The following is a 23,625-nucleotide window of genomic DNA, read 5'->3' on the forward strand; positions in this document are numbered from 1 at the left end:
TTTGCTTTCCGGTGAGTACGACGGCGGCCGCGCACCTCATGTGAGGTGCGCGGCCGCCGTCGTTGTTTCGGTTCTTGCCTTAGTTGACCTGGTTGATGATGGTTTCGGCAACCTCACGCATGCTGAGGCGGCGGTCCATGGAGGTCTTCTGGATCCAGCGGAAAGCTTCCGGCTCCGTCAGGCCCATCTTGGTGGTCAGCAGGCTCTTGGCGCGTTCTACAAGCTTGCGCGTGGCGAACTGCTCCTGGAGGTCCGAAACCTCGTTTTCGAGCGCCTTGATTTCCTCGTGGCGGCTGAGTGCGATCTCGATGGCCGGGATCAGGTCTGCGGGGGAGAACGGCTTGACGACGTATGCCATGGCACCGGCATCGCGTGCACGCTCCACCAGTTCCTTCTGGCTGAAGGCGGTCAGCAGGACAACGGGAGCAATCCGGGCCTTCACGATCTTCTCTGCCGCAGAGATGCCATCCATGACGGGCATTTTGACATCCATGAGGACAAGGTCAGGCTTGAGTTCTTCGGCCAACTCCACGGCCTTTTCGCCGTTGTCGGCCTCGCCTACGACGTCGTACCCTTCGCCCTTCAGGATCTCGATAATGTCCAAGCGGATGAGGGTCTCATCCTCGGCTACGACAACACGTCGGGCCGGCTGGGCTGTAGACGTGGACTCCGTCTGTTCGGTCACGGGATCTCCTTGAAAAGGTTCGGCGGGTTCATGTCCATCTTAGTGTGGACTCATTGATGGCTGGTTTTTGTTGCATCAGCGCGTCCGGTTCTTTGAATCAGCCTATCTGCATGTAGAGTAGTTTCGCGTGCTGGGAACGGATCGCGTTGCTCACAGGAATGGGAGCAGTCAGCGAGAATTAACTTCCCGGTAATCCGCGCCCGAGTGGCGGAATTGGCAGACGCGCCGCACTCAAAATGCGGTATCGAAAGGTGTGTGGGTTCGAGTCCCACCTCGGGCACGGCATAACCCCTCGTCAGAGGGGTTTTTGCTTTTAAGTGTGGACAAATGTTGACAAGTCCCTCTGAATGGGAGTCCCGGACGGTGCCTGGCCGCCGGGGGCGGCCTGTTCAGTTAGGGATGGGGGAGCGGGATCAGCACCCTGGCTGGTGGGCGTTCCGCTGGCTCTGAGCTGGGGTCATCCGATTCCTTCTTCCAGTTCTGTCCGGTAGGTCCGGAGTGGCCTACACGTGTTCATGGACTGTGGGATCAGTTACGACATGACTTCGTGCGATTTCTGTTTCATCGGGTTGAGCCATGAGATTTCCGTCCAGTCACGGCGGTGAAAAGTGACTTTGTTGGGCCAAAGTGGGTGTGTACAGTGTGCACACTTAAGTCTGTTTTGTTTCTGACCGCGGTCTGCTCTCTATCTTGCCGTCACGAGTTCATTCAGCCCGCTGGACTCGACGACATGACGAAGGCGGAATCCGTGGTGCTGTATGCCTTGTAGGCAGCTGCATTCCAACGAGGGGCGGCAGGGCTGTCCTGTCTCTAGCCCGACGGACTGTCAGGATAAGATCTATGACCTTGGGCGTCTGCCGTCAGATAATGATGAAACAGGCTATAACCTGACGCCAACCTCGCAGGACCTGACGTCAGGTTGGGGTGCAGTCAAGTCCGAGTAGACATCTCTGCCTTCTGCCACCCCCAATCCACGATCAGTCGCCCTTTTCGACTCGTCCGGTTCGTTTCGCCAAGTATGTTCCGATGGAGGTTGTAACAGCGCGTGTGCCGATGGTGAGAGTAAAGGCTGTTGCGAGGCCGAGTATGGTCCAGGAGTAAATCTCCCTGCCCGGGAAGTCAGCCGCCGCGAGCCAACGGATGGCATAGTTCGTCGTTGCCGCCACCGGGAAGGTGAACACCCAAAACCCTGGTGTGTAAGAAAGTTTTAGGTACTGGGGGAGGAGTATGACCTGCAGTAGCATCATAATCGTCAGGACTCCTGTGAGGCAGAGTTGCACGGCGCCCATTGGGCCGGGGTGTGACACCATCCAGGCGATGTTTGCTGTTGCAGGAGCCGCAAGGTAGGCGGTCAGCCCGGGTTTGGCTTCTGGTGCCAGTTCGCCTCCGGTCATGAGCCGGACGGTGACAATCGTTCCGACGAGAAGCCAGAAGAGCATGCCGACGCCGAACGTGGCGATGGCGGCTTCATGGGCGTGGATGGTTGAGAATCCGATGCTGGCGACGAAGGATCCGGCCACGACAGGCAGTAGGTAGCCGGGGTGGATGGACTGCATTGATACTCCGCCGGTGACCCAGTGAGCAAAAAGTTGCGCGGCGACGATGGCCAGCGCTGTGATGAACGCGCCACTCAACCAGTCCCCCCAGGGCGGCAGGTATTGGGTGTAGTGGGAGGCAAGCAGGATCCCGACCAATGGGATAAACGAGGCGAAAGGCCCTGCCACCTCGTGCTTAAGGTCAGCGCGGAATGTTCCTTTCTGCCGCAGTCCCCGGACCACGTACATGACAGTCAGGATCCCCCACACGATGGTGGCTGCTCCGAAGATAATTTCCTCCGGCCAGACCGGGGCGCCGAGATAGCTCCTCGCGGCGGACCAGCCGCCGCCCAAACCTGCCAGGCCCAACGGAATCCCGAAACGGCTCAATGCGTGCATGCCGGGCTTGCCGTTTGTAGGCTGCACAGATTCCTGGCTGGCGGGGACAAGGGCCACAGCGGCGGCGCTGCGCATTATGCTGTCACTGCATCTGGTTGGTGGGGAACGACGAGGAGTGTGCTCGTGGCGGTAGCGAGGAGTTCACCGTCGGCGGTGCAGAGTCGGCCTTCGGCGAAAATCAGCCGGGAGCCGGCTTTTACCACTGACCCTTCTGCTCGGAGGGCGCCCTTCCGGAGTGTGACAGGCCGGAGGTATTTCACCGCCAGGTCAATGGAGGTATAGCCGAAGCCGGCGGCCAGAGTTGTGTGTGCTGCGCAGCCGAGGGCCGTGTCGAGGAGCGTGCAGGCCAGGCCGCCATGCACTATTCCTAAAGGGTTGTAGTGGGCTTCCCCGGGCCAACATTCGAATGCGACGTGTCCGTGGGTAGCTTCTGCGAGTTCAAATTTCATCAAGGACGCGATCGGCGGCGGCGCGATACTGCCGTTGCTGAGGCCTGAGAAGTAGTCCATGCCGGTTAGTTGTGGCAGTTTCTGGAGGGCGATCGAAGGATCGGTCCAGGTGAAGGTTTCCGAGCGCTGAGCGGAGGCATCGCTTGTCATGAATGTAGCCCTCTGGGTCTGAAGGTGTCTTTTAGGCTGTTGCCGCGGCGCTGGCTGCCAGCGCCGGGTAGAGTCCCAGGATGGGACCGGCGAGGCCAAGTTTTACGTCGGCAGTGATGTCGTCCACGATGACCTCGTAATCCCCCTGTTCGAGCCCATCGAATGACTTGCGCACCACTTCCTCCGGGGAAATTTTTGGGGCGTCGACACCCTTAGCCATGGCGGTGTCGATATAGGCGACGTGCACGCCGGTTACGTGCGTGCCCTGGGGTGCCAGTTCGAGCCTGAAGGAGTTTGTTGCAGACCACAGTGCGGCCTTTGATGCGCTGTAGGCGCCGGTGAGCGCGATCCAGCTGAGCGCCGAGTGGATGTTGACGATCGCTGAGGCCTCGTTGGTAGCGAGCACTGGGGCGAAGGCCTGTGTCAAGGCGACTGGTCCAAAGAAATTGGTTTCCATTATCTTGCGGAATTCCTCGTCGGAGATATTCACGAGAGTGTCTGATTCGACGGAAATGCCTGCGTTGTTGATCAGGACATTGACGTCCGGAGCCTGCGTCACGGCGTCCCGAATCGAGGCAGGACTGGTGACATCGAGAGCGAGAGGGATGACTCGGGAGTCATGCCACTCCCGGGGATGGCGGGCTGTCGCATAGACCTTGGCCGCGCCTCTGGCCAGGGCCTGTTTCACGAACTCGCGGCCCAAACCCCCATTCGCGCCGGTTACAAGAACGATGGCACCAGACAGACTTGGCATGGATTCTCCTAAAGTTCAGACAGGGCCGCGCGGTTACGTAGCCCTCGAATGTCACAGTAGCTTAGTAGGTTGGAATATCCAACCTACTTGTATGCTTAGAGAAAACACTGGAGCAGGGAGTGATGACACCAATCAATACCGCGAGGGTGGGACCTAGGGCGTGCTTCATCGCAGCAGGACTTGAGGTGCTGGGTGAGCGCTGGGCGTTGCTGGCGCTTCGGGAGATGTCCCTGGGCGTCCATCGTTTCGACCAGATAGCCCTCAATACCGGCGCCTCACGCGACATCCTGACAAGCCGGCTGCGGACCTTGGAAGACCATGCCGTAATTGAGCGCGTCCAATATTCGGAGCGCCCCCCGCGGCATGAATACCACCTGACAACGTCCGGGGCCGAAGTTGCTCCCATTCTCATCTCACTCGCGGCCTGGAGCAGTACCTGGATGCGCGACAAGACACCCCGCGCCTCTTACCGGCACAACTGCGGGGCCGACTTGGAACCGGTCCTGACGTGCGCAGCATGCGGCGAAGAATTCAAGCAGGGCAGCCTCATGCTGGGACCGCTGGTTTCAGCTGCCGACAGCACCCGTGAATCAATAGCGGATTCGCCAAGCGATTGAACATGCTGCGGCCGCCGCCCTGCAGCGGCCGCACGAAACGAGAAATACTGACAAGCGCACGCAAGGAGGAACTGGATGTCCGGCAATACGGCGGAAATGACGCTGGAGGCGGTTAACTTTGATGACCCCCGAGCAGCCCGTCTGCGGGACCTACTAACGGACGAGCTTCTGGCGAGGTATGGCACCGGAAAAGAGCCCCAACTTTCCGAAGCAGCGAGGAGAGCCTTGACCGTACCACCGCAAGATTTCATTGCCAATGTGCTCGTGATTAGCGGTGCTGGTGAAGCCATTGGGCACGGCGCCCTCCGCCGATTGAACGGGCAATGGGAGATCAAACGGGTCATTACTGACCCTGCAGCCCGCGGTACGGGCGCCGCGACGGCACTAATGGCTGAACTCGAAAGGATTGCCTCCGGTGCGGGCGCCTCTCGCCTAATCCTGCAAACCGGAGGTAAGCAGCCAGAGGCTGAAGCTCTGTACCGAAAACTTGGATACAGACAGATACCGGCCTACCCTCCCTACGATCACGCCATCCCGGCATCGATATGCTTCGAAAAAGAGCTTCGGCGGACGGAATCAGGGCCTCACACTTTGTGACTGTTCAACCGGATGGGCGGGGTTGGTTACCCAGTCGGAGAACGAGCCGGGATACAGCATCACATTATTGCCGTGTTCGAGCAGGACGAGCGCGACGTAGGCCGACGAAATCCCGCCACCGCAGGAGAGCACAATGTCCGTGTCTGTCTTGACGCCGGCACTGAAGAGGAGGTCGGTGGTGGCTGCATCCGTCACGTGTCGCCCGTCCGCGCCGCGGAAAGCCGTTTGTGGGAGGTTCACCGAGCCGGGTATGTGTCCGCTGCGCGCCTTCTCGGGATCTCCCGCGAAGTGCGCAGGCGCCCTCGTGTCGATAACGATCGCGGAACGCTTCGCAACGATTTGCTCGACATCGTCAGCTTCCACGGAGGCAAGGCCGCCCGCAGCAACAGTGAAGGTTCCCTTGGCGACAGGCGTGGCATCACTTCCGGGAACGAGCGGCAGACCGGCGGCCCTCCACGCTGCGAGGCCGCCGTTTAGCGTACGCACCTGCGTTGCGCCTGCCCAGGTGAGTACCCACCATGCACGAGCGGAAGGGCCGCCCGAGGTGTCGTCATAAACAACAACCGGCGTGTCATTGTCTAACCCAAGACCTCGGAGGCTTTCCTCCAGCGCGAGAGGATCCGGAAGTGGTCCTAGGGTCGCAGCCTCAGTTTGGACGAGCGTCTGCTCCAGTGCCACAAATCTGGCACCGACAATGTGGCCCTGCTCATAACGTGAGATATCCGAGCCCTTTCCGGGGTCGAATCTGAGATCGAGGACGACGGGTGGCCGGTCACCTGTCAGCGCGATGGACAGTTCCGAGGCCTCAATGAAATGGCGCATGCCTTTTCCTTTCTGGAGAGGTTAGGAGTCCGTGGTATGGCGACGCCAGCGTATGAGGCGCGCGTCCGCGAGGAGGAACAGCTGGTTCAGCAGGTACCCAACCAGCGCGATGCTGAAGATTCCGGCGAAGAGCGCCGTTACGTCTAACATCTGCTGAGCCTGCAGGATGAAGTAGCCGATGCCGCTGTTGCCGGCGAGCATTCCGGCCACGACGGCGAGCACGAGCGAGACTCCGAGGGCCTGCCGCATGCCGACTAGTATGAAAGGCAGCGCAGCGGGGATCGCCACTTCCACCTGTGTCTGCCACCAGCCGAGCTTGTAGGTCTTTGACGTCAGCCTCATCGTGCGCGAGACGCTGCGGGCACCAGCGTAGGAGTTCATGAGAATCGGGAAGGTGGCGCTTAGAGCGATCGTGGTGACTTCCAACTGCTGGCCGATTCCGAGGAACAAGATCAGCAGTGGGAAGAGCGCCGTTACGGGGGTCTGTCGAATCAGCTCGACGGCCGGTTCAAGTAGTGCCAAAACAATACGGATGCGCCCCATCATGAATCCGAATACGACTCCGATGACAGTTGCGAGGCTGAAGCCGAGGAGGGTAGTGACGACTGTATCCAGCAGCGCTGGAATTAGTTCGCGGCCCTGCATCTGGGCCAACCACTCCGAGAAGATGGCGGTGAGCGGGGGAAGCCCGGGTCGCGGCGCGAGGGTCGCACTGAACTGCCACATCAGCAGCAGTACAACGACGAGTATCCATCCAACGATGCGGCGTTCGGCAAGACGCCGGATTAACTGCGGCACTGGTCGGCGGGTGACTGGCAGGCGGGACTCAGAGCTCATCGCCAAGCACCTCGCTGAGAAGGCGCGCACGCGCGCGTGAAAACTCGGGCAGGCTTGGGGTACTTAGCTGATTGCGCGGCCGGGGGAGGTCAACGTGGATGTGGTCCTGGATCCCCCTGCCGTTTGGTGCCAACACGTAGATCTCGTCCGAGAGGTAGAGTGCCTCATCGATATCGTGGGTGACGAACACCACCGTAAGCCCGAGCTCGTGCCAGGCCTGCAGGACGAGGTCCTGCAAGTGCGAGCGGCTCAGGGCATCCACAGCGCTGAACGGCTCGTCGAGCAGCAGGATCTCCGGATGCGACGCCAGGGCACGGGCGATCGCGACCCGCTGCTGCTGACCACCGCTCAGCTCGGAAGGATAGCGGGTAGCTTTGTCGCCAAGCCCGACGTCGGAGAGGCGTCTTTGGGCGATTGCCGGCCAGTTCCTCCGATTCTGCTCGGTTTCAGGCAGCCGGTGGGCATGCCTGATACCGAACTCGACGTTCCTGCCCACGCTCTTCCACGGCAGGAGCGAGTCGCTGTACGACTGAAAAACGTAGCGCAACTGCGACGGGGGCTGGGATACTTCCGCACCGTCGATCGAGATTGATCCCCATGTTGATGTCTCCAGCCCGGCGATTAGCCGTAGCAGAGTCGACTTGCCGCATCCGGATCGTCCTACGAAGGAGACAAAACTGCCTCTGCGGATCTGAAGGGATACCGGTTCGAGGCCAGTGACACGGCGGCTGTCGGCGGTCAAATATTCCTTGCCTGCAGACTCCACGACGATTGTGCTCATCGTGACTGCCTGAGGTGCTCCGTGAGCGTAGTGCCAGCGTACTCTGTGCGGTGCAGGCCGAGGGCCTGCAGTTCCGGAACGACGAGATCGACGAACGCGTCGAGTGGAGTGCGGGAGTAGGGCGGGAACACCTTTACGCCATCCAGCACGCGCCCCTCGAACCGCTCCGCGATCCAGTCAGCGACGTAGCGTCCGTCGCCTACAACGCTGTTCTGATTGAGGTGCCCGGCGTTGGCTGTGTAGCGGAACAGGTCCTCCAGGGTCACGTCGTGCCCTCCGAAAGCGTCGAAAGCGGTCTGCAGCCAGGGGGATGTATGGAGCGTGTCATCGCTCAGCACGTCCGCTGCGCGCTCTCCTGGCGATACGCCAGTGACGTCCTGGCCCACCGCCTGCGAGACTGCGGCGGGCGCGTACTCGGCCATCACAAGTTGCTGGACTTCCCGGAACTTCGCGCGTGCTTCCGTCGTGGTCCCTCCTACGTAGAAGGTAATGCCGGGGAGCACTGCGACATCATCCGGGTCTCGACCCGCATCGATGCTCGATTGTTGAACGGCTCGGTAGTAGTCGCTGTTGTATTCGGTGCCGAAGTACGGGCTGAAGCGCACAGCTGCATGGCTTGCCCCGAAGGCCAGCGACTGAGGAGAGGTGCCAGCATGAATAAGTGGAATCTCTGGCTGGATAGGCGGCGGGACGTTCAACGCACCGTCGACGCTTAGATGAGTGCCAGCGAAGTGGATGGGGTGGAACGCATCAGAGTTGTACAGCCGCCCACTCTGGCGGTCCCCGACGAACCAGTCCTTGTCCCAGCTGTGCTGCAGGTCGCGAAGAATTGTCGTAAACTCCTCAGCCCTCTCATACCGGGTGTCGCGCTCCGGATGCGCCATACGCCCGTAGTTCGCGGCGGGCAGGTCGATGCCGGCCAGTCCAAGCACTAGGTTTAGTCCGAGACGCCCGCCGCTTAAGTGTTCGAGGGTGACTGCAGAACGGGCTGTGTCGTAAGGGTCAGCGTAAGTCGTGTTTGTGGTGACGACAATTCCAACGTGCGAGGTGCGAGCGGCCACGAACGCACCGAGCGCGAAACCCTCCGCTTTGAAGACGTCGTTCGTCCAAGTTCGTTCGCGTGACGGTTCGGAAGAGATGGCGTTGCCAACGAAGAAGTAGTCGAACAGTCCCCTCTCGGCAGCAGCCGCCGTGTCGGCCAGGTAGGTGGGATCCACCGGGTGCGGTATGAGCGCTTCCGGCAGGCGCCACGCGCTGGCATGGCGGCCGATGGGCCAGCTTGAGGTTGCGATGATGAGTTGCTTTCTGCGTGCCATTCTAGTTGGGTCTCTCGGGTTCGATGCGGGTGTGGGATGGGTCATCCGTATGGTCGACAAACAAACAGCCTGGCCGAAGCGGGTCCCGGGGATGACGACGTGGGCCCGTTCCGTACCCGTCGGTGGGATGCTTCACTCTGACAAGACCGGAAGGCGGGTAGCAGTCATCAGTGCTCGCGTCTTCTGGGCCGAGAGCATCAGGCGCCGCTGCTGCGTCCGACAAGCGCGCAGCGGACAGCTTCTCCAAACAACTCGGACACCGTGGACCAGTCGGCTGGGCGATCTGTCCCAAAGGATGGGACGTTTACTTTTGCCTGCTTCTTGACAGGTTGCGATGGGGGGACGGCGAGGTGGGGCATCAGTCGATCCATTCAGCAGGAGGATCAGGGACGAAGATCCGCGCGAAGGGAGGTCGAAAGCCCGAGGTGACGACCACAAGGCAAATCATCGACCAGCACGCAGACAGCGTCTCTGGATGATCTGCCGCGAGTCGACTGTCGCCGCGACACTTCGACCCTAAAGGAACCGCTGGTCCGCGCTAGAACTGTGTTACCTGCGATGACAGCTTCGGTCGTTCAAGGCTCGATCTCCACCGGAAGACGGGGATCTGCGGCGTACTCAGACCACGATGCCGTGAACAGACGTGCATCGACGCCGGCGGCGCGCAGGACGAAGGTAGCCCACGCACTCGCCACTCCGCCACCGCAGTACGCGCCCACCGGCTGTGTGTAATCAATGCCGTGCTGTTCCAAAGCAGCTTTCATCTCCGCTGAACTGCGCAGCAACCCGTTACGCCGATGAAGTGAGGTGGCCGGGATGTTGATCGCACCAGGGATGCGGCCGGGACGGCGGGTGGAGCGTCGCTGATCAGGCGTCTTCAGGGCAAATTGCGATCGCGCCCGCACATCCACCAGTTGGCCACGCCGGCCGAGCTCCATTGCGTCTGAAGTCGACGCTGCCAGATGGCTTTGGGCGCGCGGTGCGAAACCACCAAAGGCCGACGAAGGGACCTCTGAAGTCTCAAGTGGAAGGCCCTCGCGGGTCCATCCGAGGAGACCGCCGTCGAGGATACGTACCTTGTCGTGCCCGTACCACTGAAGTAGCCATGCCAGCCGCCCCGCTGAAATGCCTGTGTACCCCGAGTACACCACGACATCCGACGTGGTCGTGAGACCCCATCTCCGGGAGCTTTCGGCGAAGGCCTCTGGCGAGGGCACGGGGTAATGGCCGAGGCCGGGAGTGCGATTGCCCGCTAGATCATGCTCGAGATCGACAAAGGCTGCCCCGGGAAGATGCCCATCAAGGTACTCGCTGTACCGCGGACCGTCCTCAAGCGTGAATCGCACATCAAGCAGTAGCGGCTGCGTGCCGGAACTGAGCTCGTGATGGAGCTCAGCAGCAGAGATAAGCGAGCCCGCTCGAGTATGAATTGGGACGAACTGTTCTTGCGTAATGGGGTGTCTCCCCTCTGACTAGGTCGGAACGACGGGCTGCGGGACCGTTTGGTTTGCGCCCGGGACGGCGCTGAGCCATTCTGGCACTTGCGCTGTCCAGCCATAGCGGTTGTTACTGAGTGAGACCGTCCGTGACGTTAGGGCCTCGGTCCGATTGCCGACCCACCCCTCAGCTGTAATCGCGGGTAACACTATTCCGCCTATCAGTGGCCGTCTGCTTATGCTCGGGTCGTCGCGGCGACAGTCGATACGCGGCAGACCACCCACGATGCGCGTTCTGCGCGTGCTGGACCATGGTTTGCCTAAGATCGGTTCTGTCCTAGGTACTCCTTTTCGGCACTAACCGGCGTGCAAGGAAGACAGGACGATGACAGCCGCCCATTTCCAAGGAAACAACAAGCGCCGTGACGGATCGTCTCGCAAACACTTGGTTCTCGGTACCTTTATCGAAGGCATCGCCAGCGGGCACTGGCGGGACGAGAATCATCCGGCCGACGGAAATTCGAACATCGATTCGTTCATCGAGTTCGCCCAAATTGCCGAGGAAGGTACTTTCGATTTCGGCTTCATCGCCGACACGGCTGTGATCACGGAGGAATCGGCTTGGCAGTTCCTCAGCCGCGTGGAGCCGGTCACCGCACTGGCAGCGATCGCGGCGCACACCACCTCGCTGGGGCTGGTCGGTACGATCAGCACAACCTACTCCCAGCCGTATGACGTCGCGCGGCAGATCGCGTCACTGGATCTGATCAGCCGCGGCCGAGTCGGCTGGAACGTAGTGACGTCCTATATCGACGCGCACGCACAAAATTACGGGGCCGAGCGGCTGCCCGACAAGGCTGAGAGATATGAACGAGCCACCGAGTTCGTCGAGGTGGTGCAGGGGCTGTGGCGCTCCTGGGAACCCGACGCCTTTCCGCGCGATAGGGCGAGCGGTCTCTATGCAGACTGGTCCAAGGCTCATCCGCTAAACCATAACGGCCGCTATTACTCGGTCCGCGGGCCCCTGAATGTTGAACGATCTAGGCAAGGCGAGCCTGTTATCTTCCAGGCAGGCGCCTCGGAGGGCGGGCTTAGACTCGCGGGTAGATATGCAGATGCGGTGTTTCCCGCTGGGCTTACCGACTCACTGAGTGATGCCCAGAGCACCTACGAAGCGTTCAAGCAAGCGGCAGTCGACGCCGGGCGCGATCCCAGCGAGGTCGTCGTCATCCCCGGTCTCAGTCCTGTCGTCGGCGAGACCGAGGAGGAGGCTTGGGCACACTATGAAGAGCGCGCCCGTTTCGTCGGCGTCGAACACGCGCTGGGCATCGTGTCGCGGTTTTTCAACTATTTCGACTTCTCCACGATCAATATTGATGAACCATTCCCCGACGGCTTTATTAAGCACTCGGTCGGCTTTACTCCGACCGCAGAGAAAATCATCGAACGGGCCAAAAGCAAAGGCCAGAGCATTCGGGAGGCCGCGCTCGAGTTCGCTCGGCCTGAGACGAGCTTCGTCGGGAGTGCCGAGGCCGTGGCCGACAAGATCGAGGCATGGTTCCACGAGGGAGCTTTGGACGGTCTTCTACTCACCGCCGACAAGGAGAACCTTCGACGATTCACGCGCCTTGTCGTGCCGAGGCTGCGCGACAAAGGTCTGTTCCGACGTGAGTATGGACCGAACAGTACTTTGAGGCAGAATCTCGGCCTCACGTCTCCTAAATTCTGATCTCTGTAGGGACATATACCAGCCGCGTACCCCGGCTCGGGAGGACGCGCGTACCGCGGCTCGGGAGGACGACTGATCCCACTTCTGCGAAAAGGAACTCTTATGAAAACAAATCGTCTCCTGCCCGTTGCTTTGATCTTCGTATTGGGCTTGGTCGCGTGCAGTAGTACCAGCAACACCGGTGGCCATTTGAACGGCGCCGAATCGACGACAGTGAAGGTCGCCGCCGCCCCCGGAGGGATCATGCCCGTCTCATTCCGGGCTGCCGTGGAAGCTGGGATCTTCAGAAAATATGGTCTCGACGTAAGGGTGCAAGACGTCGCCACAGGCCTGGATGCGATCAGCGCTGCGGTCCAGGGAGGCGTCGATATCGCCTACTCGGATCTGTTCGGGGGCGCAGCAGCCCCCAGCAACGGCTTCGACGTCGGTCTCGTCACTCCGCTCAACGGCACGGCCGGCGGGAACTCATATCTACTCGTTAAAGACGACAGCCCGTTGCAGTCCGTAGCCGATCTCAAGGGGGCCACAGTGGCTGTCGGCGCACCTCCGCTATTCAAGACCTTGGCGTGGCTGATCCTTGACAACGCTGGCGTGGATGTGAAATCAATCAAATGGGTCATCGTCCCCGAGCAGACCACATTTGCATCTCGGCTTGCTACCGGCCAGGTCGATGCTGCCTACACGGGGTCTGCCATCAGTGCCGAGAAATGGCTGGCTGACGGCGACGTACGTTCCCTGGATGATCCCAAGAGACTGGCGGAGAGCATCGCAAGAACCGAGAGCGCTGCCGCCGGTTTCTGGGCGACGGGCGCCTGGTACGACGAGAACTCCGAGATCGCTGAGAAGTTCACCCAAGCGACCACGGAAACGAACACGTGGTTCCTCGACCTTCCGCTGGGGGAACAGGCTGCTCACGTCAAAAAGCAGACCGGCGCTGACCCGGTAGTGCTGGACAAGGCGTATCCCGGGCTGCTGCAGAAAATGACGGTTGAAAGCTTCAGCTCGAGCACCGCGCCGGTCGATGAGGCTAAACTCGCCGCTTGGTTCTCCGTCGGAAGGAAATACGCGGCGGTGCCCGAGATTTCGTTCGATGAATTGCTCCTACCGTCGTCACGAGCGAAGTGACCCCCTGCTTTCCACACGAAAGGCGGTACCAGCATGACGAATAAAACGACCTGGCCGTTCCCCTCCGACGGACTCGATACGTCCTATTTCAAGGCGCTGTTCCGGGGCCACGCTGGCGGCGTTTCTGTAATCACTGCGGAAGGCCCGGATGGTCCCGTAGCGCTGACGGTGACGTCGGTGGCGTCGATTAGTGTCGACCCTCCGTTATTGGTCTTCTCTTTGTCCGCGATTTCCTCGGCGACGCAATCCATCCTGTCCAGCGATTCGGTTGTCGTGCACCTACTGGACGCACACGACCTCGAGGTCGCCAAGTTAGCCTCCACTAGCGGCATTGACCGATTCGCCGACAAGGACAAGTGGACTCGCCTCCCTACCGGGGAGCCGCTCTACCGCGGCGTCCGCGCCTGGACCCGCGCAGAAATTATCACCCGTCTTGAGGCCGGGGGCTCAACTGTCATTGTCGCCCGCGCGCTGCAGGGAGCGATTGCTCGCGAACCCGAACATGAAGCCGGGCCATTGGTATACCACAACCGCACATGGCATCGGCTCGGAGACTTCTCCGTGATCACATGACGGGACCGGCGCCGTGCCACCGGCGCAGACTGAAAACCGGGGTCGTAATCGACGCCTCAAACCGGTCCCGCTGACACCCTGGCCGGGAACTAGTGGTTCCTTCTCTGCGCGGGGCCGGCCGAGCGAGACCGCGAGTAAAAGGCGACGTTACCGGCAGACTTCTCCGCCACTCAGGCAGCTAGCGAGACGTAGCATATGTATTCTCAAATATGATTCAAGCGGACTTGTTGGAGGCCCGCTCTTAAGATAGACAGCGCTTCCGTAGGCTTGGGGGATGTCAACGAGCACGGGGCTGGGCCACGTACGTCATCAGTTCATTATCTGGGGGCCGCCCCGGGCAGTGGACTTCCAGGAGCAGAGCCCGCGTCCGTGAAGGCCAACTGCAAGCGGACGGCCAGGGGACGTCGATGTGATCAAGGTCGAAGTAATTTAAGGACGTGCGATCTAGCTGTACTGCGCCATTGGGTTGGTGACACCCTGGTGATGGGTGTGGTTCCGATTCTTGTGTGGATTCGTTCAGTGTTGTAGTGCTGGAGCCAGGTCGCAAGTGCGGCTTGGCGGTGGGAGCTGCTGGTGAAGAACTGCCGGTAGGCCCATTCGGTTTGCAGGGTCCGGTTGAAGCGTTCGGCTTTGCCGTTGGTCCAGGGGCAGTGGGGCTTGATGAAGCGCTGGACTGCTCCGAGGTCGGTAACGGCCTGATGGAACGCGGCGGAGTTGCGCTAGGCGAAGGCGTTGTCGGTGATGATGCGTTCGATCCGGTGAATGACGTGGCCGGCGAAGTAGTCCGCGGCGTGGGTGAGGAACCAGGCCGCGGTGACACCCTTTTTTCGTCAGGTAGGACTTCTGCGTAGCCGACGCGGGTGTGGTCATCGATCGCGAGGTGGATGTAGTCGTAGCCGATCCCGCGTGCCCTGACCTGCTCCGAGCGGACGTGGACCCGCCAGCCGCTGCCGTCCGGGATACGCCCGAGCTTCTTGACGTCCAGATGGATCAGTTCCCCAGGCCGGGCCCGTTCATACCGGGTGGTGGTTGTTCTGAGAGCTCGGATCGGGGTACCTCAGCGGATCGCAGTCCGCCAGCGGCGGAACCCCGTGCCGGTGCAGGATCCGAGACACAGTCCGGGCCGGGACGCCGGTGAGCGCCGCGATCCGCAGGGGCCAGAACCTGACGCTGCGGCGCGCGTCCAGAACGGCTTGTTCACGGTCGGTACTCGTCCGGGTCGGGGTTGACCTCGGCCGGCTCGAGCGGTCCGGCAGCCCGGCATGCCCTTCGGCCCGGAAACGTCTGACCCACCGGTATGCGGTCTGCCGGGAAACGCCCAGTTCTGCCGCGACATGAGAGACCGGGCGGCCTGCAGCCACACGGTCAACGATCAGGCGTCTTCCGTGAACTGTTAGGCGGGCATTAACGTGGGACATGAGGACCTCCGAGCGCAAAGTGTGTGAATTAGACAGCTTCACTTAGCCCGGAGGTCCTCCTCGTTTTCAAGCCTTACATGTCAACAACGTCCCGGCCCAGTACATCTAGCGCCGTGTCAGAGATCTTCGACGTTCCGATAACTCGGTGACAATGAGACCTAAGGCGCTCCAGAGGTCAGTTCCCTGGTCCTCCAGACGTCCGCCCAGGATTGAGGCGCCACATCAGCAACTATGTGTAGGCATGTTTGGTCCGTTCCGTTCGAGTTTGCGCCTTCCGCTGCCCGTCGTGGTTCTTTTCCCCATCAGCGAGCCAGCTGCGGATATAGCCCGCTGAGTTGAGTAGCTGAAGGTAACTGCACGTTGGGTAGGCGGGCATGCACCTATATGGTCCTGTGAAGCATGACCGGATCTGTTCGGAGGTACAGGGTTCTATCCCCGATCGTCTGGGGCAGCAACCATATTAGAGTTCCCTCGTCATTAACGGTATCTACGGTCATATGTGAGCGAAGACCTCGGCGGTCGACCATTATTACTGTTTCCCCGGGGATTAGCTTCGTCCAATCCAGAATAGGACGGTCAAGAGGACGCTCATATGCGCGGATGGACTGCATGCGGCTCGTTTCAGGGGCGTAGAGGCTGCGTGGGAAAGGATGGTTGGATAAATGCCGCTGGAAGGGCGGGAATGTGGAACGCGGATTCAGGAATGGGAGGGCAAGGTGCGGTCAGGAGCTGGGCGTGCATGCTGGTAACCGCATTTCCCCTTATTGCTGCCGGTCAGGCCCGAATGTAGTCGCTTTTCCTGATTAGGAGCAGCCCGATGGTGGTGACCAGTGCTGTTCCGAGGAAGTACCAGGCCGGTGACGACACGTCCCCGGTTTCTTGGATCAGCCAGGTGGAGATGAACGGCGCAGTTCCACCGAAGAGAGCGATGGGGGTGTTGAACGAGAAGGCCAGGACCGTCGCTCGCATTTTGGCAGGTATCAAGTCCGCTAGGAGTGCGTTTACTGAAGACGAGAAAAATCCGAAAGTCGTCACGAGAGCCAACAGCAACAGAAAAAAGACGAATGTGGACGCGGTAGGTGAAAAAACGAAGAACGCCGGCATCGAGAAACAGCCGGCGATGGCCGCTCCCAAGAGCAGATTACGCCGGTCGAATCGGTCTGATAGGTGTCCGCAGATGGGCATCAGCAGGCCCGCGTAGATGAGCGCCGCAACTGACACCCAGAGAATTGTTCCAGAATCAAAGCCCATGATTGTGCGCAAATGAGTCGGGAGGTAGCTGGAGACCAGGTAGAAGATCGATGCGTGCATAACTATGAGCGAAAAGGTCAAGCCAAGGATCCGCGGTACACCTAAAGCTGACCGGAGGGGACTCTTCGCCACGTCTCCTGATTCTTCAAGCGCCCGGAACACGGGGCTATCCTCAAGCTTCATGCGAATGTATATGGCCACGACTCCCAGCGGCCCCGCCAGCAGGAAGGGGATGCGCCAGGCCCAACTTTGAATGGCATCGGTTCCGAGGGCAGCGCCCAGTCCATTGGATACCGCAGAGCCCACAAGAAATCCGAGAACGGCAGTGAGCATTAGCCAGCTGACTGAATAACCCCGGCGCTGGGGGCCAGCATACTCAGCCACGAAGGCAACGGCCGTCCCGACTTCACCGCCGGCAGAAAGGCCTTGGAGCAAGCGAACCACAACCAGCAGCAGTGGCGCTAAGAGCCCAACCTGCTCGTAGTTGGGGAGGACGCCGATCAGGAAGGTGGACCCCGACATGAGTAAGAGAACGGTCAATAGGGTCCTTTTTCGGCCAACCCTGTCGGCAAGCGGACCGAAGATAAGTCCGCCAATTGGTCTTACAAAGAAACTTAACGCGAAGACTGCGAAGGAGGCCAACAGTCCAGCAACCGGGTCGGTACTCGGGAAAAAATTCACTGCCATTGCCGAAGCAAGGAACCCATAAACCCCATAGTCGTAGAACTCTATGGCGTGCCCGGCGTTGGCGCCGAAAAATGCCCGGCGCCGCTGACGTTGAATAGGTGCTTGGTCAATTCCATGAGAGCCGCGGATGCCCACGGCGTTGTGGGCTGCGGAACCGGTCATGTTGTCTCCTAAAGTTGGCTAGGGTGGCTAACTAATGCCGTATGGATGCAGGACGGGTTCGAGCCCTTCCGCCGTGGTGGTACTGCCGGAGCTGCGGGCGACAAATAATTGGTTGCAGGAGTTCTTAGTCGGGTACTGGTGATTGGCGAAAGTTGCGCCCAGTCTGCTCGTACGCCGCTGGCGGTTCGGCCGTGCCGGCTGTCCTATGGCTGGCACGGCGGCAACTACTGGGCCGCGACAGAACGGCGACGGGGCCTGCTACGTGCGCAGAGAGTAGCCAAACGCAGAGGGAGTTGGAGCATTTGGAATCACGAAAGACGTTCGATCAACATGGCCATCCCTTGCCCGCCACCAACGCACATCGTTTCCAAGCCGATGGTCTTATCCTGTGTTCGAAGGTTGTTGATGAGTGCTCCCGTGATGCGGGCACCGGTCATACCGTAAGGATGTCCTAGAGCGATAGCACCACCGTTGATGTTGATCTTGTCCTCATCAAGTTTCAGGGCATCCGCGGAGCCCAATACCTGGACAGCGAAGGCCTCATTGATTTCGGCCAGTTCGATGTCACTAATGCTCATCCCTGCATGCGCGAGGGCCTGCTTCGTCGCTTCGATCGGGCCCAAGCCCATGATCTCGGGGGACAGTGCTGTGACTCCTGTCGAGATGACGCGGGCGAGAGGGGTGATGCCCAGTTCTCGTGCCCGGATGTCGGACATGACAATCAGCGCGGCGCCGCCGTCATTGATCGGGCACGAGTTTCCTGCTGTGACCGTTCCGGATTCACGGAAGACTGGTTTGAGCTGAGAGACCGCGTCATATGTTGTACCGGGCCGGGGGCCATCGTCAGCGGAGATCACGGTGCCATCCGGGAGCTTAATAGGGGTGATTTCTCGCTGGAAGTGGCCACGCCCAACGGCAGCCTCGGCCCGGTTCTGGGACCGGACTGCCCATTCGTCCTGTCGTGCCCGGGAGATTCCGGTTAGTGAAACGACATTCTCAGCTGTTTCGCCCATGTTGATGTACACATCAGGCAAAAGACCATCCCGGCGCGGGTCCGTCCAGGGTGTATTGCTGATGTTGCGAGCTGCAGTGCGTGCGCGTGATTGGTCAAAGAGGGAATGTTCGGTACCTGGGTGCTCGGAGCTGCCTCGGACGGTGCTCGAGACCGACTCGACGCCGGCGGAGATGAATGCGGTACCCTCGCCGGCCTTAATAGCATGGAAGGCCATACGGGTGGTTTGGAGAGATGAAGAGCAAAAGCGCGTAATGGTCGCACCGGGAAGGGCGTCCATTCCAAGCTGGACAGCCAACCGTCGGGCCATGTTCCCTCCTTGCTCCCCGCCGGGCAGTGCGCATCCGAGGAGGAGATCACCGATCTCATCTCGGGACAGCTGTGGAACCGTGGCCAGGGCTGAGTCAATGGCGGCGGCGGCAAGGTCTTCAGCCCGGACGTCCTTCAATGAACCCTTCATGGCGCGGCCGATAGGTGTGCGGGTGTGAGCGACGATGACTGCTTCAGGCATGGCAATAACTTTCTAAGGGCATCTTCGAGGTCGGTTAAGGGAAGGAGGGATGGGTCCCGGGTGCACGGGTGCAAGCCGTGCACCCGGGAGGTTCTTAGGGGAGAGGTGCCAGGGTCTCCAAATCGTACGGAATGGGCCGGTTTTCCTTGGCCCAAAGCTTCTCGATGTCGGACTCACCGGGCGGTGGGATGAGGCCCTGGGTACGCCATAGCTCCTTGGGGGTCTCGTCGATGTGCAGCTCCCAGTCGTAGCCACGGTCTTTGACGAAGGGCTCGAGTGCGGCCTCGAAGGCGGCCAAGGCGCCGAGTTGAATCTGTTCGTTCTCCATCTTCCGGGCGATGTGGTCGATGACGATGCGGACGAAGTTGTTTTTGGCCTTCCCGCCGACGTACATCTCGTTGGGGGCCATTTCTTGGAACCGGACGCAGACGTAGAATTTGGGCAGGTTTACCCACTCAACGTAGACATCGGTGATGGCCTCGGTAAGACGCTCTTTGTCTTCATCTGTGAAAGCCCCTTCGGGGGTGAAAATTTCCCAGTACGGCATAGCATTTCCTCCTGATAATTGATGGGTGGTGACGTTGAACTTGCGCACGGCATGGCGCGGTTGGCGAGATGTCTTAGCCGGTTTGTGAGAGAGCGTGAACGTAAGCTTGGATGGCGTCGTAGTCAGTGACGGCCCCCGGGGAAACCACGGCCTCCGGTCTTGCTCCGGCCAGGATCTTCTTGATCGGTGTCTCGAGTTTCTTGCCCGTCAAGGTCCGCGGTACCGCCGGGACGGCCGCGACGAGATCCGGTACGTGACGTGGCGAGAGTTCCTTTCGGATAACGCTCTTGAGCATGTTCGCCATCTCGACGCTCATCTCTTGACCGGCGGCGAGTACTACGAACAGCATCAATTCACCGGGCCCGCCCGTGTTGTCTTCGAGGTGGACAACAAGGCTGTCCTGAATTTCGGGAAGACCTTCCACAAGGTTGTAGTACTCCGCGGTTCCCAGGCGGACGCCGCCACGGTTTAGGGTGGCGTCCGAACGTCCCTGAATGACAAAGCTTCTCCGGGCACTCACGGTGACCCAGTCCCCGTGCCGCCAGACCCGCGGATATACGTCGAAGTAGGCCTCCCGATAGCGCTGTGCTCCCTTGTCGTTCCAGAAAGCGACCGGCATTGATGGCATGGGGGACCGAACGACGAGTTCGCCAACCTGGTCGGTGATTTCTTGGCCTTTTTCGTCAAAGGCTGTTACATCCGCGCCGAGGCAGGGACCGGAGATTTCACCTCGGTAGACCGGTAGCCAAGGATTGCCGGCTACGAAGTTGGAGCAGATGTCCGTGCCGCCGCTTTGGGAGTTCACGTAGACATCGGCCGATAACACCTCATAGAGCCAGTCATAGACTTCCGGCGGAAGCACGGCTCCCGTGACCGACAGCATCCGCATGGCGCTTAGGTCAAAATTCTCCCCCGGGCGCATGCCCTCTTTGAGGCAAGCCGACAGGAATCCAGGGCTGGTACCAAAGAGGGTGACACCATCATCGGCCACGCTGCGCCACGGTTCTTCAAGACCAGGAAAATGCGGGTTGCCGTCCGAAAGCACAATGCTTGCCCCGAGCATCAGTCCGCTCACCATGGCGTTCCACACCGTCCAGCCGGTCGTGGCCATCAGCATGACCCGGTCACCACTGCGGGTGTCGTAGTGGAAGCTGTGGAGTTTCAGGTGCTCGAGAGTGATACCACCGTGACTATGGACTACGGCCTTCGGCAGCCCGGTCGTGCCGGAAGAGAACAGCGTCCAAAGCGGGTGGTCAAAGGAAACGGGCTCGAACTGGAGCGGTTCCTTCGACCTCTGTGCCTCGAGCAGGACAGACCAGTCATGGTCCGGGTCTGAGACCTTGTGAACGCCGTACGACAGGCCGATGACGTTCTCTACCGTGGGCAGCGCTTCCCGGATGGTCTGGAGCTCGGTAGTCCGGTCCACCTGCTTGGCGCCGTACGCGTAGCCCGAGACCGCTATGAGGAGTTTGGGCCGCAGTTGAGCAATGCGGTCCACAACACTGCGTGCACCAAATTCGGGAGGGCAGCAGGCCCACACTGCTCCCAGCGATGCTGCTGCCAGCATCGCTACTACTGCCTCCGGTACGTTGGGCAGGTATCCGACGACAAAGTCACCACGGCGTACGCCCAAGGACCGAAACGCGAGGCGGGCCCGACGTACCTGCTCCGCGAGTTCACCGAAGGTCAGTTCGACCGGTTCGCGGGTCTGCGACCGGCCGAGGATCGCAAGCTGGCCTGGATCCTTGATGCGCCCAAGTATGCATTCAGCGTAATTGACACGTGCGGTGGGGAACCAGTTGGCGCCGGGCATGCTTCGCTCCGCCAGGACGTGAGTCCCGGCAGACCCTGGCACGTCGAAGTATTCCCACAGGGAAGCCCAGAACCCTTCAAGATCATCAATCGACCATGCCCAGAGGTCCTCGTATGACTGGAGCCGGTGGCCGCGGTCGGCGAGCCAGGCAGCATATTTGCCGATGCCGGTTTGACTGAGTTGGACGCCGGAGTAGGCGGGCCTCATGACCGTGCCCTGCCCAGGACTAGCGGACGCCGCTTCGGTGCGGCTGGCGAAAGTACTCATCGATGCTGATCAGTTGGCGAGGTGCTGGAGGAAGTGGTTCCTCGCAGCAGCGGCACTCTTGTCAAAACCAGGTCCCGTGTAGGCATCGAAATGGCCACCCGGACTGAAGATGAGTTGCTTCGGCTCACGTGCGTTCTCGAAAGCGTCGAGCGCGAACTGGTGGGGAGCGACGCCATCGTTGGTGGCTACGATCATCAGCAAGGGAGTCGGTGAAATCTGACTGATGTAACGTCCTGGTTCGTACTCTGTTGCAAGTTCCAGGCTTCGAGCGGTCACTTCGTTCTTCCAATTGGGCGCTCGGTTGGCCGCCGTCTTGGTGAACCACTCGTATGCATCCGTGGAGGCCATGAGGGCCGGGCCGCTCGGGTCCGGAGTGACTACGGGAATCATGTTGGGCTCACCGCCGGTGAAGCGGTGCTGCCGGTCGCCAGCGAACATTTCACGAGTGTGCGGGACGAAGTCCGGTCGAATAAAGTGGCTGAGCGTGCCCGATCCCGAGATGAACGGAACCTGGGCCACGACGGCCTTCACCCGCTTATCAATCGCTGCAACCATGAGGGCGTGGCCGCCAGCGAAGCTGGTGCCCCACAGCCCGATCCTCGACGCATCGACCTCGGGTCGTGTCGTGAGGTAGGTAATGGCGTTACGGATGTCGCGGTACTGCAGGACCGGGTCGACTTCCTGTCGCGGGGTGCCCTCGCTATCGCCGAAGTTTCGGTGGTCGTACACGAGAACGTTCAATCCGGCCTCGGCGAAGTATTCTGCGTAGTCGTCGAGGTGCATTTCCTTGACGGCGGTGACGCCGTGCGTCAGCACGATGGCCGGAGCCGGGGAGCCTGTGTTGCTGCTTGCGTGGTAGAACCACCCTCGAAGGGCCACTCCGCCTTCGCCGTTGAATTCAATGTCTTCGCGAGTCATCTTTGGTTCGCTTTCTCTCTGTCAGGTCCGATATACCAACGCTAAAATCTGTATGGTCTGCCTCATAGAACAGCCGTGCCCCTTAGTGGAACTAACGCGCCAGCGCTGTCCAGGGAAGGAGTCCGCGAGAGCACGGTTGACCGGCAGGGCATGGAGCCTATGCATTTCCTCATGCGATGCCGTGAGCAGCGCGGTAGTCGCCCGGTGACATGGAGAATTCTCTCCGGAATTCCCGCCCAAGATGGCTGGCGTCGCAGAATCCCCAGCGGTGAGCGATTGCGCCGATGTTCAGTGCGCTGTGAACCAGATCGTGGCGCGCAGCAGCAAGTCGATGGGCGCGCACGACCGATCCCATGGTGTCGCCGGTAGTGGCGAAGGCCCGGTGAACCGTCCGCGGTGCAACATTATGTGCCGCGGCCAAGTCGCCGACTCTTATGGTGCCCTGCCCGAGGTGTTCGGCGATCCAATCTTCCATTGCGCGACGGAGGAAGGGCAGGAAATCGGTATCTGCCACATCAGGCGCGTGGGCGGCACGGATCATCCCTGCAATGAGGACGAGAAGGGCGGTTCGGACGCTCTCTACGTCTGCAGCCGTCATCTCGGTCAGCTGAGAGTCGACGCCATGTATGAAGTCCTGCGCAAGCCGGGCAAGGGGGTTGCTGGCGGTGTCGACGCAGAGGACGTCGGGGACTCCTCTCCCAGTGTCATAAGGGCTGAGCGCTGTCTTTGGCACTCGAAGAGTGCGTTTCCTCACCTCGTCGGGGATGATGATTTTAGCGGCAGCCCGCGTGCTCATCAGCAGCAACATACCGGGCCGGAGAACGACAGTGTCATCCGACGTCTGCACCACCTGAAGTCCAGCGGTCACTGCTAACAAAAGGAGCGACTCTGCATCCCTTGATGCAAGTGCGCTTCCGCGGACGCCTTCCAAATCAGCAGGGCAGTACCAGTCGGTGAGGAGCAGATCGCCGAGATCCCGGCCTACGGCTGAGCCGTGACCCTGGAATTCACGGCCGGGACGCAATTCCAAGTCGGCCAGACGGTCGTGCAAGGCGCGTCGCCATTGGTGATGCTGCTCTTCCAGTGAAACTTCGTGAAGAGTATCCGATGTCGGCTGGGCAAGTATCATGTTGGTGCTCCGTTGTTGTCTCCGGCATATGTCCTGGCCACTGGGTGGACATGACATCTAATGGCATTTTCCGCTCAGGACATGACCTGATACTTGCTTCCACAC

At 60.4% G+C, this 23,625-nt stretch carries 20 protein-coding genes, 1 tRNA gene and 1 pseudogene; 6 read left to right on the plus strand and 16 right to left on the minus strand.

The window, feature by feature from the left end; all coding sequences use genetic code 11:
- Positions 1-79 precede the first annotated feature (79 nt).
- Positions 80-685, minus strand: coding sequence for a response regulator (locus tag AB0N72_RS00970; RefSeq protein WP_363931420.1), 606 nt, complete (start codon positions 683-685; stop codon positions 80-82).
- Between the two features lie 198 nt (positions 686-883).
- Here AB0N72_RS00970 and AB0N72_RS00975 point away from each other — a divergent pair.
- Positions 884-965: transfer RNA gene (locus tag AB0N72_RS00975), tRNA-Leu, on the plus strand.
- A 697-nt stretch (positions 966-1,662) separates the two neighbouring features.
- Here the strand turns inward: AB0N72_RS00975 and AB0N72_RS00980 are convergent.
- From AB0N72_RS00980 to AB0N72_RS00990, 3 genes are read right to left on the minus strand one after another with little or no spacing between them, the layout of a single operon-like run.
- Entirely contained in the window at positions 1,663-2,694 is a 1,032-nt protein-coding gene (locus AB0N72_RS00980) for a TDT family transporter (protein WP_363931421.1), read from the minus strand.
- Positions 2,694-3,218 carry a PaaI family thioesterase gene (locus AB0N72_RS00985; RefSeq protein ID WP_363931422.1) on the minus strand — a complete coding sequence of 175 codons (525 nt, stop codon included), beginning with the start codon at positions 3,216-3,218 and terminating at the stop codon, positions 2,694-2,696. Before AB0N72_RS00985 ends, AB0N72_RS00980 begins: the two co-directional genes overlap by 1 nt.
- Positions 3,219-3,249: 31 nt before the next feature.
- On the minus strand, positions 3,250-3,972 hold the full coding sequence (locus AB0N72_RS00990) for an SDR family oxidoreductase (RefSeq protein ID WP_363931423.1): 723 nt from the start codon (positions 3,970-3,972) through the stop codon (positions 3,250-3,252).
- A gap of 122 nt (positions 3,973-4,094) precedes the next feature.
- On the opposite strand from AB0N72_RS00990, the gene AB0N72_RS00995 reads away from it, so the two are divergent.
- Together AB0N72_RS00995 and AB0N72_RS01000 are read left to right on the plus strand one after the other, a co-directional pair.
- Positions 4,095-4,589, plus strand: coding sequence for a helix-turn-helix domain-containing protein (locus tag AB0N72_RS00995; RefSeq protein ID WP_363931424.1), 495 nt, complete (start codon positions 4,095-4,097; stop codon positions 4,587-4,589).
- Positions 4,590-4,685: 96 nt separating this feature from the next.
- A complete protein-coding gene (locus AB0N72_RS01000) occupies positions 4,686-5,186 on the plus strand; it encodes a GNAT family N-acetyltransferase (protein ID WP_363931656.1) in 501 nt (166 codons plus the stop codon).
- Here AB0N72_RS01000 and AB0N72_RS01005 read toward each other — a convergent pair.
- The 5 genes from AB0N72_RS01005 to AB0N72_RS01025 all read right to left on the minus strand — a co-directional run bounded on the left by AB0N72_RS01005 (position 5,166) and on the right by AB0N72_RS01025 (position 10,396).
- Positions 5,166-6,008, minus strand: coding sequence for a sulfurtransferase (locus AB0N72_RS01005; RefSeq protein WP_363931425.1), 843 nt, complete (start codon positions 6,006-6,008; stop codon positions 5,166-5,168). The two genes, AB0N72_RS01000 and AB0N72_RS01005, sit on opposite strands and share 21 nt — an antisense overlap.
- 21 nt (positions 6,009-6,029) lie before the next feature.
- Entirely contained in the window at positions 6,030-6,845 is an 816-nt protein-coding gene (locus AB0N72_RS01010) for an ABC transporter permease (RefSeq protein ID WP_363931426.1), read from the minus strand.
- Positions 6,835-7,626, minus strand: a complete 792-nt coding sequence (locus AB0N72_RS01015) for an ABC transporter ATP-binding protein (RefSeq protein ID WP_363931427.1) — start codon at positions 7,624-7,626, stop codon at positions 6,835-6,837. Before AB0N72_RS01015 ends, AB0N72_RS01010 begins: the two co-directional genes overlap by 11 nt.
- Positions 7,623-8,942, minus strand: a complete 1,320-nt coding sequence (locus tag AB0N72_RS01020; RefSeq protein WP_363931428.1) for an NtaA/DmoA family FMN-dependent monooxygenase — start codon at positions 8,940-8,942, stop codon at positions 7,623-7,625. Before AB0N72_RS01020 ends, AB0N72_RS01015 begins: the two co-directional genes overlap by 4 nt.
- Positions 8,943-9,517: 575 nt before the next feature.
- The gene (locus AB0N72_RS01025; RefSeq protein ID WP_363931657.1) at positions 9,518-10,396 is read right to left on the minus strand and encodes a sulfurtransferase; all 879 of its coding nucleotides are present in this window, start codon (positions 10,394-10,396) and stop codon (positions 9,518-9,520) included.
- A 367-nt stretch (positions 10,397-10,763) separates the two neighbouring features.
- Here AB0N72_RS01025 and AB0N72_RS01030 point away from each other — a divergent pair, with 367 nt between their 5' ends.
- From AB0N72_RS01030 to AB0N72_RS01040, 3 genes are all read left to right on the plus strand, one after another.
- Positions 10,764-12,107, plus strand: a complete 1,344-nt coding sequence (locus AB0N72_RS01030) for an NtaA/DmoA family FMN-dependent monooxygenase (RefSeq protein ID WP_363931429.1) — start codon at positions 10,764-10,766, stop codon at positions 12,105-12,107.
- A 102-nt stretch (positions 12,108-12,209) separates the two neighbouring features.
- On the plus strand, positions 12,210-13,232 hold the full coding sequence (locus tag AB0N72_RS01035; RefSeq protein ID WP_363931430.1) for an ABC transporter substrate-binding protein: 1,023 nt from the start codon (positions 12,210-12,212) through the stop codon (positions 13,230-13,232).
- 33 nt (positions 13,233-13,265) lie between these two features.
- Positions 13,266-13,805, plus strand: a complete 540-nt coding sequence (locus AB0N72_RS01040) for a flavin reductase family protein (protein ID WP_363931431.1) — start codon at positions 13,266-13,268, stop codon at positions 13,803-13,805.
- Between the two features lie 413 nt (positions 13,806-14,218).
- On the opposite strand, the pseudogene AB0N72_RS01045 reads toward AB0N72_RS01040, so the two are convergent.
- The 7 genes and pseudogenes from AB0N72_RS01045 to AB0N72_RS01075 form a co-directional block, all read right to left on the minus strand.
- Positions 14,219-15,223 (minus strand): annotated as a pseudogene (locus tag AB0N72_RS01045) (IS481 family transposase).
- Between the two features lie 774 nt (positions 15,224-15,997).
- Positions 15,998-17,323: an MFS transporter gene (locus AB0N72_RS01050; protein ID WP_363931432.1), complete on the minus strand. Its 1,326-nt coding sequence runs from the start codon at positions 17,321-17,323 to the stop codon at positions 15,998-16,000.
- Between the two features lie 308 nt (positions 17,324-17,631).
- Positions 17,632-18,846: an acetyl-CoA C-acetyltransferase gene (locus AB0N72_RS01055; RefSeq protein WP_363931433.1), complete on the minus strand. Its 1,215-nt coding sequence runs from the start codon at positions 18,844-18,846 to the stop codon at positions 17,632-17,634.
- Positions 18,847-18,940: 94 nt separating this feature from the next.
- Complete coding sequence (locus tag AB0N72_RS01060; protein WP_363931434.1) at positions 18,941-19,393, minus strand: tautomerase family protein; 453 nt, start codon at positions 19,391-19,393, stop codon at positions 18,941-18,943.
- Between the two features lie 73 nt (positions 19,394-19,466).
- A complete protein-coding gene (locus tag AB0N72_RS01065; RefSeq protein ID WP_363931435.1) occupies positions 19,467-21,473 on the minus strand; it encodes an acetoacetate--CoA ligase in 2,007 nt (668 codons plus the stop codon).
- Positions 21,474-21,482: 9 nt separating this feature from the next.
- Complete coding sequence (locus AB0N72_RS01070) at positions 21,483-22,391, minus strand: alpha/beta hydrolase (protein WP_363931436.1); 909 nt, start codon at positions 22,389-22,391, stop codon at positions 21,483-21,485.
- Positions 22,392-22,560: 169 nt separating this feature from the next.
- A complete protein-coding gene (locus AB0N72_RS01075) occupies positions 22,561-23,520 on the minus strand; it encodes an AraC family transcriptional regulator (RefSeq protein WP_363931437.1) in 960 nt (319 codons plus the stop codon).
- Between the last annotated feature and the right edge of the window lie 105 nt (positions 23,521-23,625).

The sequence above is a fragment of the Paenarthrobacter sp. NPDC089307 genome, assembly GCF_040685055.1.
Classification (GTDB): Bacteria; Actinomycetota; Actinomycetes; order Actinomycetales; family Micrococcaceae; genus Arthrobacter.